This is a genomic window from Nocardioides bizhenqiangii (assembly GCF_034661235.1).
Classification (GTDB): domain Bacteria; phylum Actinomycetota; class Actinomycetes; order Propionibacteriales; family Nocardioidaceae; genus Nocardioides; species Nocardioides bizhenqiangii.
This window is the reverse complement of sequence record NZ_CP141059.1, coordinates 2,521,181-2,534,394: the sequence shown is the minus strand read 5'-3', so window position 1 is coordinate 2,534,394 and position 13,214 is coordinate 2,521,181. Positions and strand designations below refer to the sequence as shown.

General features: G+C 69.2%; 11 protein-coding genes. 7 read left to right on the top strand and 4 right to left on the bottom strand.

Translation table 11 applies throughout. The features are described 5' to 3' along the window. Positions 1–41 precede the first annotated feature (41 nt). From SHK19_RS12280 to SHK19_RS12265, 4 genes are all read left to right on the top strand, one after another. Positions 42–1,085 carry an LLM class F420-dependent oxidoreductase gene (locus SHK19_RS12280; RefSeq protein WP_322936374.1) on the top strand — a complete coding sequence of 348 codons (1,044 nt, stop codon included), beginning with the start codon at positions 42–44 and terminating at the stop codon, positions 1,083–1,085. 32 nt (positions 1,086–1,117) lie between these two features. Beyond that, a complete protein-coding gene (locus tag SHK19_RS12275; RefSeq protein ID WP_322455248.1) occupies positions 1,118–1,498 on the top strand; it encodes a hypothetical protein in 381 nt (126 codons plus the stop codon). A gap of 125 nt (positions 1,499–1,623) precedes the next feature. Next, on the top strand, positions 1,624–2,730 hold the full coding sequence (locus SHK19_RS12270; RefSeq protein ID WP_322936373.1) for a hypothetical protein: 1,107 nt from the start codon (positions 1,624–1,626) through the stop codon (positions 2,728–2,730). Beyond that, a complete protein-coding gene (locus SHK19_RS12265; RefSeq protein WP_322455246.1) occupies positions 2,727–3,221 on the top strand; it encodes a SigE family RNA polymerase sigma factor in 495 nt (164 codons plus the stop codon). The genes SHK19_RS12270 and SHK19_RS12265 overlap by 4 nt, the downstream gene beginning before the upstream one ends. A gap of 60 nt (positions 3,222–3,281) precedes the next feature. Here SHK19_RS12265 and SHK19_RS12260 read toward each other — a convergent pair whose 3' ends face one another. Then, positions 3,282–4,565 (bottom strand): hypothetical protein, encoded by a 1,284-nt coding sequence (locus tag SHK19_RS12260; protein WP_322936372.1) that lies wholly within the window; start codon positions 4,563–4,565, stop codon positions 3,282–3,284. Positions 4,566–4,649: 84 nt separating this feature from the next. On the opposite strand from SHK19_RS12260, the gene fadD8 reads away from it, so the two are divergent. Continuing rightward, positions 4,650–6,263, top strand: a complete 1,614-nt coding sequence (fadD8, locus tag SHK19_RS12255) for a fatty-acid--CoA ligase FadD8 (RefSeq protein WP_322455244.1) — start codon at positions 4,650–4,652, stop codon at positions 6,261–6,263. A 7-nt stretch (positions 6,264–6,270) separates the two neighbouring features. Here the strand turns inward: fadD8 and SHK19_RS12250 are convergent, their stop codons facing one another. The 3 genes from SHK19_RS12250 to SHK19_RS12240 form a co-directional block, all read right to left on the bottom strand. After that, positions 6,271–8,691: a PQQ-dependent sugar dehydrogenase gene (locus SHK19_RS12250; protein ID WP_322936371.1), complete on the bottom strand. Its 2,421-nt coding sequence runs from the start codon at positions 8,689–8,691 to the stop codon at positions 6,271–6,273. A gap of 119 nt (positions 8,692–8,810) precedes the next feature. Continuing rightward, entirely contained in the window at positions 8,811–9,521 is a 711-nt protein-coding gene (locus SHK19_RS12245) for a type III secretion system chaperone family protein (RefSeq protein WP_322455242.1), read from the bottom strand. Between the two features lie 18 nt (positions 9,522–9,539). Further along, positions 9,540–10,382, bottom strand: a complete 843-nt coding sequence (locus tag SHK19_RS12240; protein WP_322936370.1) for a crotonase/enoyl-CoA hydratase family protein — start codon at positions 10,380–10,382, stop codon at positions 9,540–9,542. Positions 10,383–10,428: 46 nt separating this feature from the next. On the opposite strand from SHK19_RS12240, the gene SHK19_RS12235 reads away from it, so the two are divergent. After that, on the top strand, positions 10,429–12,108 hold the full coding sequence (locus tag SHK19_RS12235) for an acyl-CoA synthetase (protein ID WP_322455240.1): 1,680 nt from the start codon (positions 10,429–10,431) through the stop codon (positions 12,106–12,108). Next, positions 12,108–13,214, top strand: a complete 1,107-nt coding sequence (locus SHK19_RS12230) for an NAD(P)H-dependent flavin oxidoreductase (protein WP_322936369.1) — start codon at positions 12,108–12,110, stop codon at positions 13,212–13,214. The genes SHK19_RS12235 and SHK19_RS12230 overlap by 1 nt, the downstream gene beginning before the upstream one ends.

Sequence of the window (13,214 nt, the reverse complement as noted above, 5' to 3'; positions counted from 1 at the left end):
ACGTTCTAGTTTCGCCTTCAAGTGGTGGCATGCTGTGTCTCATGAAGCTGGGACTGCAGCTGGGCTACTGGGGCGCGCAGCCCCCGCAGGGCGTCGCGGAGCTGGTGGCGGCCGCGGAGGACGCGGGGTTCGACGCCATCTTCACCGCCGAGGCATGGGGGAGCGACGCGTTCACCCCGCTTGCCTGGTGGGGACGGGAGACGTCCCGGGTCCGGCTGGGCACGTCGATCGTGCAGATGTCGGGACGGTCACCGACGTCGATCGCGATGCACGCGCTCACGCTCGACCACCTCACCGGTGGGCGGGTCGTCCTCGGCATGGGCGTGAGTGGCCCGCAGGTGGTCGAGGGCTGGTACGGCCAGCCGTTCGCCAAGCCGCTGGCCCGCACCCGCGAGGTCGTCGACATCATCCGCAAGGTGCTCGCGCGTGAGGGTCCGGTGACCAACGACGGCCCGCACTACCCGCTGCCCTACAACGGACCCGGGTCGGTGGGACTCGGCAAGCCGCTCAAGCCGATCGTCCACCCCTTGCGGGCCGACATCCCGATCTGGCTCGGCGCCGAGGGACCCAAGAACGTCGCCCAGACGGCCGAGATCGCCGACGGCTGGATCCCGATCTTCTACACGCCGAAGAGCGCGGGGATGTACCAGCCGTGGCTGGACGAGGGCTTCGCGCGGCAGAGCGCACGCCGTACTCGCGCCGACTTCGAGATCGCCGCGACGTGCCACCTCCAGATCACCGAGACCGAGGACGAGCGCCGCGCGGTCGTCGAGGGGATCAAGCCGGTGATCGCCCTCTACATGGGCGGTATGGGCGCGAAGGACCAGAACTTCCACAAGAACGTCTTCGAGCGGATGGGGTACGCCACCATCACCGACCAGGTCCAGGAGCTGTTCCTCTCCCAGAAGCGCGAGGAGGCGACGGCCCTGATCCCTGACGAGCTCGTCGAGGAGATGCACATCATCGGCGACGCCGCCTACGTCAAGGACCGGGTCGCCGCCTGGGAGGAGACCGGGGTGACCACGCTGCTGCTCAGCTGTCGCAGTGCGGATGAGGTCCGGCAGGTAGCCGAGCTACTCGCCTGACGAACGTCCCCGCCAGGTATTACCGTGCGGGCATGCGGGAGCCGCACGAGAACGTCGCCACGGTCCTGGTGGACCCGCGCGCGCTCGCGGACCTGGAGCTCGAGCTGATGGAGCTCGACCTCCGGGTGTGGCCGGTCGCCACCGCTCCCATCTGCGTCGACGGCGAGCGGACCGCCTTCCAGCTCCGGCGCAGCCTGGTGATGCGCCAGCGCGGTGCCTGGGACGTCGCCGCGGAGTGGACGCCGGTGTGGATCAGCTTCGGCGGGAGCTGGTACGACGGCGCCGAGCCGCTGCCGTGGGCGGCTCACCAGACCTTGTGGCGCGCCCTCGAGGTGCACGGCGACCATGTGCGCTACCAGCGCAGGCTCGGCGGAGTACCGCCGCTCCAGGTGCCGGTCGAGGTCGATGGGTAGCGACGGACCGCAGCGTTAGCGGATGTCTAACGAGTTGACCCTGTCTTCAGCCGGTTCCGGGTTGGACCCCTCGAAAAGCCTCGCTCATCGCGTGTTGATGAGTGAGGCTTTCGAATGGAGCACCCATGGACACCCTGCATGAGCGATTGGCGGAGCTGGCGGACGAGGCACCGACGGGAGGTGCGCCCCCGGCCGAGCTCTGGGCGCGTGGGAAGCGTGCCCAACGTCTCCGGGCCGCGGCAGTCGCTGCCACCGTGCTGGTGGTGGGCGCTGTCGGCGCCGGCATCGGTGTACGCCTGGCCGACGGCGGTCGCGATGGCTCCGACCCTGAGCCGGCGGGGACCGTCGACATCTCGCTGCCGATCGAATACCCCATTGGGCGGGAACTGCCTGAGCTCGGCGACGCTCCCGGATCGCTGGCCGCGATCTGGGTGACCCCTCGCGCAGGCGGCGGCAAGCCGGAAGTCGTCGGTCTCGTCGCGGAGACCGGGACATTCGGGACGCTCCCGATCGACCTGCGCGTCGACGTCCAGTACGCGGCTGCTGACCCAGGCGTCGCGCTGTCACCCGACGGGCGCACGATCGCCTATGAGCGCCCGGGGGGAGAGCTGGTCGCCCACGACCTGGTGAGTGGGAGGACCTACTCGGCCGACTTCGAGTTCAAGATCCGCAGCGGCGGAGGCTTCTGGATCGATGCCACCCACCTCGTCGGCCACGCGGTGCGGAGCGAGGCCGCCAGCCAAGAGACCGGCGTGGAGCGCGCAACCGACGTAGACGGATGGGTGTGGGAGCCGGGCACGGCCCCGAAGCTGGTCAACCTCGGGGCGTATCCCGGCCAGCCGTACCTCGGATACGGATGGCCCTACGGAGGGAAGGACCTGCTGGTACTTCCGGAAGGTCCACGGTTGTGTGAGACGCAGCGCATCCAGGAGGCGGGGACCGAAGACCCGCAGGCACCACCGTTCGAGGTGCCGGTGCTGTGCGACGTCGTGGGCGTCGTCGGTTCCGAGATCCTGCTTGGCCACTGGAAACCCGAGAGCTCTTCTGGTGACGCGAACGACCCGAAGTACGCCAACGGCGCGGTCGTCGCCCTGGACATCGCGGGCGCCGACCCTGCGTTCGAGGACCCGGCCCGGCGCCACGTGGTCGTGACCGCAGGAGCGCCTCACCGGGTCGCGTTCGCCACCGACCTGATCGCAGAAGCGCTCGACGCACAGGGTGGTGCGTCATGACCGGGTACGACGACTTCGAAGAGTTCGTTGTCGCTCGCAGAGGCGCGCTGCTGCGGACGGCCTATCTGCTCACCGGCGACCCTCACGACGCCGAGGACCTCGTCCAGTCAGCGCTGATCAAGGTGGTGCCGAAGTGGCGGCGAATCAAGGACCACCCAGAGCCGTACGTCCGGAAGGTGCTCGCGCGCGAGTCGGTGAGTCGATGGCGCGGTCGTCGTTGGCGAGAGGTGACCACCGACGCGGTCCCGGAGACGATGCATCATGACAGCACCGATCGGATCACGCTGCTCGAGGACCTGCGCAGGCTGTCGCCGCAGCAGCGCGCGGTTCTTGTGTTGCGCTACCTCGACGACCTCACCGAGGCCGACACGGCCGCTGCTCTCGGCATCTCGGTGGGAAGTGTCAAGTCGTATGCCCGCGACGCGCTGGCGCGTCTGCGCCGTCAACAGTCGGGCGAGGAGCAGTCAGCGGCTATCGCGTCGACGGAGTGACTGGTCCCTAGAGGGTGAGGACCTCGTGACCACCCCACACCTGCAACGCGTGCTATCGACTCAGCGCCGGACCAGCCCGCGCTCGCGAGCGAAGGCCAGGGCCCGGTCGAGCAGCCCCTCTTGCTCCTCGCGGTAGAACCCGGCCGTCTGCGCGCTGACCAGGACGTGCATGCCGGAGCGCTGGTGGTGGATGAGCAGCCGGTCGTCCTGACGCTCGCCGGCAGGGGGCGTGTCCGGTGTCCCGGGCTGCGCGGTGAGGAGGACCGCCCCGCGGGCCCGCTCCGCCGCCCTGAGGTTCATCTCGGCGGCGTAGACCAGGCGTCCCTGGACGCCACCGCCGAGGTCGCCGTACATCGCCGCGACCACGCGGCCGGGCAGCGGGAGCGCGGGGAAGGCGCGGTGCAGCTCGTCGGGGTCCTCCATCGCCAGCCCGAGCCGGGTGGCGACCTGGATGTAGCCGTCCCGCCAGGCCGGGGTGACCTCGGGGTGCTCGGACCGCGGTGACGGCAGCGGCTCGGTGAGCGGGCGAGGCGCCAGCTCCGGCAGGCAGGCGTCGCGGACGGCATCGGCGATCGTGCACATGTCGGCCGCCAGCCGGTCCAGCTCATCGGGGTCAAGCACGAACCCGTTGCGACGCACCACCATGGTGCCGCGCAACAGCAGCACACCGAAGTAGGGATCGTTCGCACGGCGGGTGAGCACCTCCCGGACGCTCGGCGTCAGGAGCCGGTGCAACAGCGCGTCGCTCACGGGGGTTCCGTGCGTGCGCAGTCGCCAGTCCGGCAGTCCCGCCGAGCCGAGGTCGCGCCGCTGGTCGAAGTCGTACGGCGACAGCTTGTCGCGGCGGTCGAGCCGGGTGAGGAAGAGCGGCAGCACGCTCTCCGGGACGTGGGTCCCCACGGCCGTGGTCGGGATCCAGACGGCGTTGGTGTCGAACGGCTCGCGCGGGCTGTGGTCCGTGGGCGGGTCGAGGAAGTCGCCGACGATCGGGATGTCGGTGCGGTTGGGCAGCGAGAACGACCACCAGCTGCCGCCGCTCTTGACGACGGAGCCGTAGAGCTTGCCGCTGACGTTCGGCGACTTCGTGACGGGGATCTCCATCAGCTGGTGCATCAGTACGCCGTAACGGCCTCCCGGCAGGTCGCCGCGGAGCACGCTGAACCGGTACTCGTCGAACCCCGGCGAGCCGGCCGAGAACCCGAGCGGGCGGGCCCGGTCGAGCCACGCGAGGCCGCGTGAGGCGCCGTACTCCCTGAGGTCGCCCGGAGGTCGTCCGGCCCGGGCGTCGGCGACGTCCTCGGGAGCGAAGGCGGCGAATCCGTGCTGGCGAGGACGCTTGGCCATGCCGGGACGCTACCGTCGCCCGGACCGTCACGAGACGGAAAGCGGATCTTGTCCCCGATCTAGAACACGTTCTAGTCTGGGCCCATGGATGACAGCCTGCGGATCGGCGCCCACAACGGCCACCTGATGGTCGCCGCCCTCAAACGGCACAAGGACCGGCCGGTGATCCACCTCGGTGACGTCACCCTGACCGGTGGGGAGGTCGCGGCGCGGATCAGCCAGTACGTCCAGGCCTTCGAGTCCCTCGGCGCCGGGACCGGCGCGCCCGGCGCGCTGCTCGCCCTCAACCGACCCGAGGTGCTCTTCATCCTCGGCGCGGGTCAGACCCAGGGCTACCAGCGGACGTCCCTGCACCCGCTCGGGTCGGCCGATGACCACGCCTACGTGATCAACGACGCCGGCATCACGACCCTGATCATCGACCCCTACTTCGCCGACCGCGCGGTCGAGCTCCTCGAGAAGTGCCCGGGGCTCAAGCAGGTGCTGACGATCGGGCCGGTCCCCGAGTCGCTGACGGCGGTGGGCTCGGACCTGACCGCCGTCGCCGCGACGTTCGACCCGCAGCCGCTCCACGCGCGCACCCTGCCGCCCGACCACATCGTCTCCCTCGTCTACACCGGTGGTACGACGGGCAAGCCGAAGGGCGTCATCGGCACCGTGCAGGCGATGAACACGATGAGCCAGATCCAGCTCGCCGAGTGGGAGTGGCCCGAGAACCCGCGGTTCCTGATGTGCACGCCGCTGTCGCACGCGGGCGCCGCGTTCTTCGTGCCGACCGTGATCAAGGGCGGCACCCTCTTCGTCTCCGCCCGCTTCGACCCGGCCGAGGTGCTGGCGACGATCGAGGAGAAGCGGATCAACTCGCTGATGGTCGTGCCGACCATGCTCTACGCGCTGATGGACCACCCGGACTCGCGGACCCGCGACCTTTCCTCGCTCGAGACCGTGTACTACGGCGCGTCGGCCATCAACCCGGTCCGGCTCAAGGAGGCGGTCGAGCGATTCGGCCCGATCTTCGCCCAGTACTACGGCCAGTCCGAGGCGCCGATGGTGATCACGTACTTCCCCAAGGGCGACCACGTCGACGCCGACGGCAAGCCGTACGAGAAGCGGCTGACGTCGTGCGGCCGCCCGGCCGCGTTCTTGCGCACCGCGCTGCTCGGCGAGGACGGGAAACCGGTGCCACAGGGCGAGCCGGGGGAGATCTGCGTGGCCGGCCCACTGCTCGCCGGGGGCTACTGGCAGCTGCCGGAACAGACGGCGGAGACCTTCCGCGACGGCTGGATGCACACCGGCGACGTCGCCCGGGAGGACGAGGACGGCTTCTGGTACATCGTCGACCGGACCAAGGACATGATCGTGACCGGCGGCTTCAACGTGTTCCCGCGGGAGGTCGAGGACGTCGTCGCCGAGCACCCGATGGTGGCCCAGGTCGGCGTCATCGGGACGCCGCACGAGAAGTTCGGCGAAGCGGTCACCGCGATCGTCGTACTCCGCCCGGACGCGCCGCGCGACGACGACGCGATCGCGCGGATGACCGAGGAGATCCGGGCGTCGGTCAAGGAACGGAAGGGCTCGGTGCACGTGCCCAAGGACGTGATCGTGGCCGACGCGCTGCCGCTCACCGCGCTCGGCAAGCCGGACAAGAAGGCGCTGCGAGCGCAGTACTGGGAGGGCCAGGGCCGGACCGTCGGCTGAGCCTCGGCTACCCGGTCGGGAAAAGCTGGGTGCTGGGGATGATCGAGCGGGGCATCGACTTGCTCTGCCAGAGCAACCGCACTTGGCCGTTCCGTCCGGAGCCCTGCCTCAGCTCGAGACGGATCGGCACCCGCGCGCCGGCCGTCATGGTGATCGGCGCGGAGGAGTAGAGCGTGGCCTTGCTCGCCGGTGTCCAGGCGTCGATGACAAGGTTCCCGCCGATCCACAGCCTCACACCGTCGTCAGCGAGCACGCGGAACGTCGTTAGCTCGCTGAACTGGGCCGAGACGCTGCCCTGCCACCGCGCGGACCAGGTGCCCGGGGAGACACCCGGTGCCGGGCTGCTGTTCCCCGCAACGTTGGCCAGGACCACGGGATCGGTCCGCTGGATCACCGGCTGGGTCAGGGTGGTGTCGTCGTAGTACGTCGCTGTGAGACCCACGCCGGTGCCGACGTTGCCGGCATCGAGCCGGAACACGGCCATGAACCAGTTGTTCCCCGCCGTGGGCACGATCTCGTGCTGGTTCTGCCCCCTGTCGGACCAGGTGTCGAACCGCCAGCTCCCGCCGATGAGCGCCTGCGGGCCGGGGGCACTCACGATGCGCCTCATGTTGCGCACCGTGAGGACCTTGTGGTTCGAGGAGACCAGCGTCCCGTCGAGTGCTGGTCGTGCGTCGGCCGGGCTGGCCTGCAACGACAGCGTGGTGGTGCGGGGGTGGACGTTCCGGCTCACCGTCGTCGTCCGGCCCGCCGAGTCGGTCACCTGAAGCCGCATCTCGAACCACACGTTGGCCGCGGTCTCGAAGCCGCTGTCGGGCACGGTGAACGATCCGGACCGAGAGCCCGGAGCAGGGTCGAGGAACGGGTGGGTATGGGTGTCGTGGTGGAAGATGATCTCCCAGTCGAAGGCGGACGCCGGCAGCGTGCCGTCCTCCGGATCTGTCGCGGTGGCGGAGTAGTCGATCTTCTGCCCGGCGAGGTACGTCAGCGTGGCCGCCGGGGAGGTGATGGTCGCGCTCGGGGCCTGGTTGGTCACCACCGTGAGCGTTGCCGGCTGGCTGGTCACGCTCCCCGAGGCGTTTGCCACGCTCACCCTGAAGGATGCGCCACTGTCGGACGGCTGAGCGTTGGTGAGCGTGTAGCTCGCACTGGTGGCTCCGCTGATGGCGGTGCCGTTGCGGAACCACTGGTAGCTCAGAGGCGCGGCTCCTTGGGCCTCGACGGTGAATGTCGCCGCCTGCCCGACCCCGACCGTCGCGTCGCGCGGCTGGGCCGAGATCGAGGGCGCGGTGCTGCCGGTGTAGGTGATCCGGGTGATCCACCCTGACCCGGTGCCGGAGTTGCGCGTCAGGTAGTAGAGGTTGCCGTCAGGCCCGAAGACGACGTGGGTCGGATTCACGATCCCCGTGGCGAAGGGGGTACTCGTGCCGGTGACCGGGTCGAAGGACTTCATCCAGCCGTTGCAGTAGTCGGCGTAGAAGAAGTCCCCGTCGTACGACGCGGGGAACGTAGAGGTAGCCGGATCGACCGCAGCCGCGCCGATGATGGCGCACCCGCCGTCCTCGGGTGCTTGGTCATGGGCGTAGCCGCCCACGGGGTCCACGTAGCGGACGTCTCCGCCGTCGGGGCCTTCGTAGTCCGGCCATCCGTAGTCCCGGCCGCCCACGACATCATTGATCTCCTCGTACGAGGACAGGCCAACCTCGGCCAGCATCAGGTGACCGCGCTGGTCGAAGTCGAACGTGTAGGGGTTGCGGTGACCCTTGGAGTAGATCGATCGATACTTGCCTGCAGCCTGGGTGTAGAAGGGGTTGTCGACCGGGATCGAGCCGTTCTTGTTCAGGCGCAGGACCTTGCCGAGGTCGGACGCCAGGCTGTGGGAGACGTCGATTCCACGTCTATCGTCACCGACGGAGACGTAGAGCTTGCCGTCCGGCCCGAACTTGAGCGAGCCGCCGGTGTGCACCCCGGTGAAATTGAGGGAGTCCATCTCGTAGAGCACGGTCTCGGTTGCCGGGTCCGCGCTCAGTCCGTCCGGCCGGACGACGAAGCGGCTGATCACGCCGTGGATCGTCGGCGTCGGCCGGTGGTAGTAGACATAGACGTAATGGTTCGCCGCGTAGTTGGGGTCGTAGGCGATCCCCAGGATGCCGCGGTCGGACGAGCTCTCGACGGTCAGGCTGAGGTACGGCGTCGTGCTGACCCCACCGCCGCTCCACACCTTGACCTTGCCGTTCTGCTGCGCGACGACGATCCTGCCCTCGGGCGTGAACGACATCAACGTCGGCGCGAAGATCTGGTTGTTCGCGACGACCGTCGCCTGGAACCCGGACGGCGGCGTCGTGGCGCCCGCAGCCGGAGTCTCGATCGGTACCAGGGCAGCCAGCAGCAGGAGAAGGCCCATGCACGCGATCCGGGTGTGCTTCATGGCTCGATCCCCCAGGAATGGCCGGTCTCCTCAACCTAGGTCGCTTCCGCGCTCCTGTGAGTGGAACGCGACCGCTGGGTGTCGGATCAGGTACTGCTACCGGCTAGCGGTGTCCGGCGTCAGCGCGGCGGCTCACCGAGGAGCCGCGATCGCACGTGCTCCGGGATCCGGTCGAGGACGGCGTCCATGAAGTGGAGCTTGGCCTCGATCTCCTGGGGCGTGTGCTGGCCGCTGCGGAGGACCAGCATCGAGTCGCCCTCGAGGCGCCAGGCGATCTCGGGGTGGTGCAGCAGCACGTCCACCACGTCCGGGTGGAGAACGTCCAACGCAAACTGCGGTGACGGCGAGGTGACGGTGAAGGCCTGGTCGAAGAACGGGTTCCCGATCTGCACGTCGCGTCCGGTCACGGCGTTGACCAGCCTGCCGAACGTGCCCGTGGGACCGACGGCCAGGCCGGGGGTGGTCAGGCCGAGGCTCAGTGCGACGACGGAGTACTGGTGGTGCTGCGTTCTCCGGTCGTTGCCACTGCCCGAGCTGGTCACGTACCCGTAGTCGAACGCCACGAAGTGACGGCCGTCGTGGCGGCCGAGGAAGACGTTGGTCGCGCTACGGCTGTATCCACGGTCGAACGGCGCACCGGTGAACCGACTGACCAGCGAGTCGTCACTCGGCCGGTACTCCCACTCCCGGTGGCTGGCGTAGCCCGCCAGCGCGGCCCGGCGCTCGGCCGCCCGCTTCTGCGCCTGCACCGCGCCGTAGATGCCGACCGCCGCGATGCCGATGCAGCAGACCGCTCCGAAGAGGAAGCCGACGAGGCCCGAAAGATCCACGCACCGAAAGGTACCGCCCTAGCGGCCCTTGAACTCGGGCTTGCGCTTCTCCATGAAGGCGCGCGGGCCCTCCTTGGCGTCCTCGGACGCGAACACCGCGGCACCGACGCGAGCGTCGTCGGCCCAGCAGTCGTCCTCGTGCTTGCCCTCGGAGTCCCGCATCGTCCTCAGGATGGCCTGGACCGCCAGCGGACCGTTGGCCGAGATCAGGTCGGCGAGCTCGTGCGCCTTGGCGAGCGCCTGACCGTCGGGGACGACGTGGCCGATCAGGCCCAGTTCCTTGGCCTCGGGCGCCTTGACGTGCCGGCCGGTCAGAAGCAGCTCGGCGGCCACCGTGTAGGGGATCTGGCGGGGGAGTCGGACGGCGGACCCGCCCATCGGGTAGAGGCTCCATCGGGCCTCCGAGACGCCGAACTTCGCCGACTCGCCGGCGACCCGGATGTCGGTGCCCTGCAGGATCTCGGTGCCGCCGGCGATGGCGGGACCCTCGACCGCGGCGATGAGCGGCTTGGTGAGCCGGAACCCCTTGAGCAGGCCCTTGATCACCGAGGGGTCGTACTCGCCGGACTCGAAGCTCTCCGACGGCGGCCGCTTGTTCATCGACTTGAGGTCGGCACCCGCGCAGAACGCGCCGCCGGCGCCGGTGAGGATGCAGACCCGCACCTCGGGGTCGGAGTTCACCCGGTCCCAGGCCTGCTCCATGATCGCGAGCATCTCGCCGGAGAGCGCGTTGCGCACCTCGGGCCGGTTCATGGTGACCACGAGGGTGTGGTCGACCAGCTCGACCAGGCAGTGCGGTTCCCCGGCCTCGCTGGGGGTCGGTGACTCGGGCTGGGGCGACGGAGAATCCGTGGTCGTCATACGAACCACGCTAGCGAAAAAGTGAAACGTGTTCTAGTCTCGGGCTGTGGCTCTGAACATCGCCGACCTCTTCGAACACGCCGTCGACGTCGCCTCGCCGGACAGGCCCGCCGTCAAGGTGGGTGAGCGCACGATCACCTATGCGGAGCTGGAGTCCGAGAGCAACAAGCTCGCGCACTTCCTGGCCGCGCGCGGGATCGGCACCGGCGACCACGTCGGTCTCTACGCCAAGAACAGCATCGAGCACGTGATCGCCCTGCTGGCGATCCTCAAGGTGCGGGCGGTGGCGATCAACGTGAACTACCGCTACGTCGCCGGCGAGCTCGACTACATCTTCGACAACGCCGACCTCAAGGGACTCGTGCACGACCGGGTCTACAGCGACCTGGTGGCCGAGGTGTCCCCGAAGCACCAGCTGCTGCAGACCTTCGTCGTGCTGCCGGACCCGATCGAGCCGGGGTCTGAGGACGACTTCGCGGTCATAGCTGGGTATGGCGGGGTCGCCCTCGCCGACGCCGTCGCGGACCAGAGCGACGCTCGTGACTTCGGCGAGCGCAGCGCGGACGACATCCACATCATCTACACCGGTGGCACGACCGGTTATCCGAAGGGCGTCATGTGGCGTCACGAGGACTTCTGGCGGGTGCTCGGTGGTGGGATCGACTTCACGACCGGCGAACCGCTCAGCGAGCACGACCAGTCCAAGAAGGCCGCCGAGCCCGGCCTCGTCACGTTCCCGCTCAGCCCGCTCATGCACGGCGGCGCCCAGGCCAGCCTGCTCATGCACCTGTTCTCCGGACAGCTCACCATCCTCGAGCCGAAGTTCGACCCGGTGCGCACGTGGGAGATCGTCGACCGCGAGCAGGCCCACATGATGTTCATGACCGGCGACGCGATGGCGCGACCGCTGATCGAGGCCTACGAGGCCAGCCAGGAGACCGATCACCCCTTCAACGGGCAGACCCTCTTCGCCATCGCCAGCAGCGCCGCCGTCTTCAGCAAGGCGGTGAAGGAACGCTGGATGGCCAGATTCCCCAACGCGATCTTCACCGACTCGGTCGGCTCGTCCGAGACCGGCTTCCAGGGCACCGGCATGCAGGACGCGAGCGCCCTGTCGACCGACGGACCGGTGGTGTCGATCGGACCGAACACCGCGGTCATCTCCGACGAGGGCCACGTCCTCGACCCGGTCGCCGACGTCGGCAAGGTGGGTCGCACGGCGCGGTCCGGCAACGTCCCGGTCGGCTACTACAAGGACCCCGAGAAGTCGGAGCGCACGTTCTACGAGATCGACGGCGTGCGCTTCTCCGTGCCCGGCGACTACGCGCGGATCGAGGAGGGCAACCGGATCACGCTCCTCGGCCGTGGCTCGAACTGCGTCAACACCGGTGGCGAGAAGGTCTACCCCGAAGAGGTCGAGATGGCGATCAAGGGGCACCCGGCCGTCTACGACGTGCTCGTGGTCGGCCTGCCGGACGAGAGGTACGGCCAGACCGTGGCCGCCGTCGTCCAGGCGCGGGAAGGCCAGAAGGTCGAGCTCGAGGAGCTGCGCAGCTTCCTCCGCTCCCACCTGTCGGGCTACAAGCTGCCGCGGGTGCTGACGCTCGTCGACGAGATCCCGCGCAACGCGACCGGCAAGGCGCAGTACCCGGCAGCCAAGGAGATGGCGCTGAGCGCCCAGAGCGCCGGCACCGCCCAGACCGCCTCGAACGGAGTGTCCGCCTGATGCGCACCGCCCTCTGCGACGCCTTCGGCATCGATTACCCGATCTTCGCGTTCACGCCGTCCGAGCACGTCGCGGCCGCGGTCTCGCGCGCCGGCGGTCTCGGGGTGCTCGGCTGTGTCCGGTTCAACGACGCCGAGGAGCTCGACAAGGCGTTGACCTGGATGGACGACAACACCGACGGCAAGCCGTACGGCGTCGACGTGGTCATGCCGATGAAGATCCCCACCGAGGGCACGTCGACCGACCTGTCGTCGTACATCCCCGAGGACCACAAGAAGTGGGTCGACGAGACGCTGCTCAAGCTGGGCGTGCCGCCGCTCCCCGAGGGCGAGGGCCGCGAGGGTGTGCTCGGCTGGCTGCACTCGATGGCGCGTTCGCACGTCGACGTCGCACTTCAGCACCGGCCGGTGCTCATCGCCAACGCCCTCGGCACCCCGCCGGTCGACGTGATCGAGCAGTGCCATGCAGCCGGCCTCAAGGTCGCGGCGCTCGCGGGTGCTCCCAAGCACGCGGTGAGCCACGTCGCCAACGGCGTCGACATCATCGTCGCGCAGGGCTACGAGGCGGGTGGTCACACCGGCGAGATCGCCTCGATGGTGCTCACGCCCGACATCGTCGACGCGGTCGGCCAGGACGTGCCGGTGCTGGGCGCCGGCGGCATCGGCTCCGGCCGCCAGATCGCGGCCTCCCTCGCGCTCGGCGCGCAGGGGGTGTGGACCGGGTCGATCTGGCTCGGCACCGAGGAGTACCGCAACCTCGCCGGCAACCAGGGCTGGGAGACGGCCTTCCTCCGGGCCACTTCCTCCGACACCGTCCGCACCCGGATCTACACCGGCAAGCCGGCCCGGCTGCTCAAGACCAAGTGGACCGAGGCCTGGGCCGATGAGGACGCACCGGCGCCGTTGCCGATGCCCCTCCAGAACCTGCTCGTCGCCGACGCCCACAACCGGATCAACGCCTCCGGAGACCCCGACGTGATCTCGATGCCCGTCGGTCAGATCGTCGGCCGGATGAACGAGGTGCGGCCGGTCGCCGAGGTGATGGCCGATCTCGTCGCGGAGTTCGAGGCGACGGTCAAGAAGCTCGACGGCATCGCCGGCATCTGA

Bases quoted from the DNA above. Each gene is read 5' to 3' on its own strand.
- SHK19_RS12280 (WP_322936374.1), top strand. From the start codon at position 42: ATGAAGCTGGGACTGCAGCTGGGCTACTGGGGCGCGCAGCCCCCGCAG.
- SHK19_RS12275 (WP_322455248.1), top strand. From the start codon at position 1,118: ATGCGGGAGCCGCACGAGAACGTCGCCACGGTCCTGGTGGACCCGCGC.
- SHK19_RS12270 (WP_322936373.1), top strand. From the start codon at position 1,624: ATGGACACCCTGCATGAGCGATTGGCGGAGCTGGCGGACGAGGCACCG.
- SHK19_RS12265 (WP_322455246.1), top strand. From the start codon at position 2,727: ATGACCGGGTACGACGACTTCGAAGAGTTCGTTGTCGCTCGCAGAGGC.
- SHK19_RS12260 (WP_322936372.1), bottom strand. From the start codon at position 4,565: ATGGCCAAGCGTCCTCGCCAGCACGGATTCGCCGCCTTCGCTCCCGAG.
- fadD8 (WP_322455244.1), top strand. From the start codon at position 4,650: ATGGATGACAGCCTGCGGATCGGCGCCCACAACGGCCACCTGATGGTC.
- SHK19_RS12250 (WP_322936371.1), bottom strand. From the start codon at position 8,691: ATGAAGCACACCCGGATCGCGTGCATGGGCCTTCTCCTGCTGCTGGCT.
- SHK19_RS12240 (WP_322936370.1), bottom strand. From the start codon at position 10,382: ATGACGACCACGGATTCTCCGTCGCCCCAGCCCGAGTCACCGACCCCC.
- SHK19_RS12230 (WP_322936369.1), top strand. From the start codon at position 12,108: ATGCGCACCGCCCTCTGCGACGCCTTCGGCATCGATTACCCGATCTTC.